The sequence below is a fragment of the Streptomyces sp. 13-12-16 genome (assembly GCF_002114215.1).
Taxonomy (GTDB): Bacteria; Actinomycetota; Actinomycetes; order Streptomycetales; family Streptomycetaceae; genus Streptomyces.
Map to the genome: position 1 here is coordinate 1 of NZ_NCTE01000961.1, position 2,520 is coordinate 2,520.

Here is a 2,520-nt window from a genome sequence, read left to right on the forward strand (position 1 = left end):
GGCGGGCACGCCTCCGAGCGGGGCACCCCGGTGCTGCTCGGCGGGGTGCCGCTCGACGAACTGCCACTGGACTCCGCCCGCCGGGCCGTCCTCGTGCAGGACAAGGATCCGGTGCTGCTCTCCGGCACCCTGCGCGAGCTGCTCGACGTGCCGGCGTCCGGCGCGGTCGACCCGCGCGACGCGCTGGACGCCGCGCAGTGCGGGGACGTGCTGGCGGCGCTGGTGCAGGGCTCGGTGGACGCCGACGACCCGATGGACGCGCGGATCACCGAGCGCGGGCGGTCCCTGTCCGGTGGGCAGCGCCAGCGGCTCGCACTGGCCCGGTCGCTGGTCACGGACCCGGAGGTGCTCGTCCTGGACGAGCCGACCTCGGCCGTCGACTCGCACACCGAGGCCCGTGTCGCCCAGGGCGTGCGCGAACTGCGGGCGCGGCGCACCACCGTGGTGTTCACCTCCTCCCCGCTGCTGCTGGACCGCGCCGACCGGGTGGTGTTCCTGCACGGCGACACCGTCGCGGCGGTCGGCGACCACCGCGAACTGGTGCGCACCGAGCCCCGGTACCGGGCCGTGGTGACACGCGAGACCGAGGACGAGACCGCGTCGGCGGAGGCCTTGGACAAGGACGGCGTCCTGCGCGAGGACGAGGTCCTGCACCGACTGGAAGAACTGGAAGAGATCGAGGAGACGGCATGATCGGCGTGGCGCCACCGGCCTACGACCCGGCGGCCCCGACCGCGGCCAGCACGCTGCCGGTGGGTGCGCCCGCGACCGTCCGCGCCTACGTGAGCGAGCTGCTGCGCAGGCACCGCCGGGCCTTCGTGCTGCTGATCACCGTGAACACGGTCGCCGTGCTCGCCTCGATGGTGGGCCCGTACCTGCTGGGCGGACTCGTGGAGCGGGTCTCGGACCGGGAGCGGGAGCTGCATCTGGGACCCACGGTCGCGCTGTTCGTGCTCGCGCTGACCCTTCAGGCGGTGTTCGTCCGGCAGGTACGGCTGCGCGGGGCGATGCTCGGCGAGCGGATGCTGGCCGATCTGCGCGAGGACTTCCTGGTGCGGTCGGTCGGGCTGCCGCCGGGCGTGCTGGAACGGGCGGGCACGGGTGATCTGCTGTCGCGGATCACCACCGACATCGACCGGCTCGGCAACGCCATGCGCGAGGCCGTGCCCCAGCTGACCATCGGCGTGGTGTGGGCGGTGCTGCTGCTGGGCGGACTGGTCGTCACGGCGCCCGAGCTGGCGCCGGCCGTGCTGCTCGCCGTGCCGCTGCTGGTGATCGGCTGCCGCTGGTACTTCCGGCGGGCGCCGGCCGCCTACCGCTCGGAGGCCGCCGGGTACGCCGCCGTGGCCGCCGCGCTCGCCGAGACCGTGGACGCGGGGCGGACCGTGGAGGCGCACCGTCTCGGCGCGCGCCGTGTGGCGCTGTCCGACCAGCGGGTCAAGGAGTGGACGGCCTGGGAGCGCTACACCCTCTGGCTGCGGTCGGTGCTCTTCCCCGTCGTCAACATCACCCACGTCACCGTGCTCGGCTCGGTGCTGATGATCGGTGGGGTGTTCGTCCTCCAGGGCTGGATCGGCGTCGGCCAGCTGGCCACGGGCGCGCTGATCGCGCAGATGCTCGTCGACCCGGTGGGACTGATCCTGCGCTGGTACGACGAGCTGCAGGTGGCGCAGGTGTCGCTGGCCCGGCTGGTCGGGGTCCGGGACATCGAGCCCGACGCCGGTGACGCGGCGCTCGCCCCCGACGGGCGCCGGGTGCGGGCGGACCGGGTGCGCTTCGGCTACCGGGAGGGCGTCGACGTGCTGCGTGAGGTGTCCCTCGAGGTCGCCCCCGGGACCAGGCTGGCACTGGTCGGCCCCTCGGGTGCGGGCAAGTCCACCCTGGGCCGGCTGCTCGCCGGGATCTACGCGCCCCGGGACGGGCGGGTCACCCTGGGCGACGCCGAACTGTCGCGGATGACCGCGGAACGGGTCCGGGAGCATGTGGCCCTGGTCAACCAGGAGCACCATGTCTTCGTCGGTTCCCTGCGCGACAACCTGCGGCTCGCCAGGACCGGCGCGCAGGACGCCGAACTGTGGGCGGCGCTCGGGGCGGTCGACGCGGACGGCTGGGCCCGTGGGCTGGACGAGGGCCTGGACACCGAGGTCGGCTCCGGTGGGTTCGCGCTCACCCCGGCCCAGGCCCAGCAGATCGCGCTGGCCCGGCTGGTGCTGGCCGACCCGCACACGCTGGTCCTGGACGAGGCGACCTCGCTGCTCGACCCGCGCGCGGCACGGCACCTGGAGCGCTCCCTGGCCCGTGTCCTCGACGGCAGGACCGTCGTCGCCATCGCCCACCGCCTGCACACCGCCCACGACGCGGACGTCATCGCCGTCGTGGAGGACGGCCGCATCAGCGAACTGGGCAGCCACGACGACCTGGTCGCGGCGGACGGGGCGTACGCGGCACTGTGGCGCTCCTGGCACGGCTGAGCACGCGCCGCCCCGGTGGGCCCGTGGGCGGGGTCCCCTCGGGCCCGCC

Annotated in this window: 2 protein-coding genes; both read left to right on the top strand. The window is 74.7% G+C overall.

Annotation, left to right across the window (positions count from 1 at the left end):
- Nucleotides 1–693: ABC transporter ATP-binding protein (locus tag B7767_RS33035; protein ID WP_143652752.1), on the top strand; the 693-nt coding region annotated here is incomplete at its 5' end.
- A complete protein-coding gene (locus B7767_RS33040; protein ID WP_085575332.1) occupies nt 690–2,471 on the top strand; it encodes an ABC transporter ATP-binding protein in 1,782 nt (593 codons plus the stop codon). The genes B7767_RS33035 and B7767_RS33040, both read left to right, overlap by 4 nt.
- Nucleotides 2,472–2,520: the final 49 nt, after the last annotated feature.

Coding starts and splice junctions, on each gene's coding strand:
- B7767_RS33040 (WP_085575332.1), top strand. CDS start 690: ATGATCGGCGTGGCGCCACCGGCCTACGACCCGGCGGCCCCGACCGCG.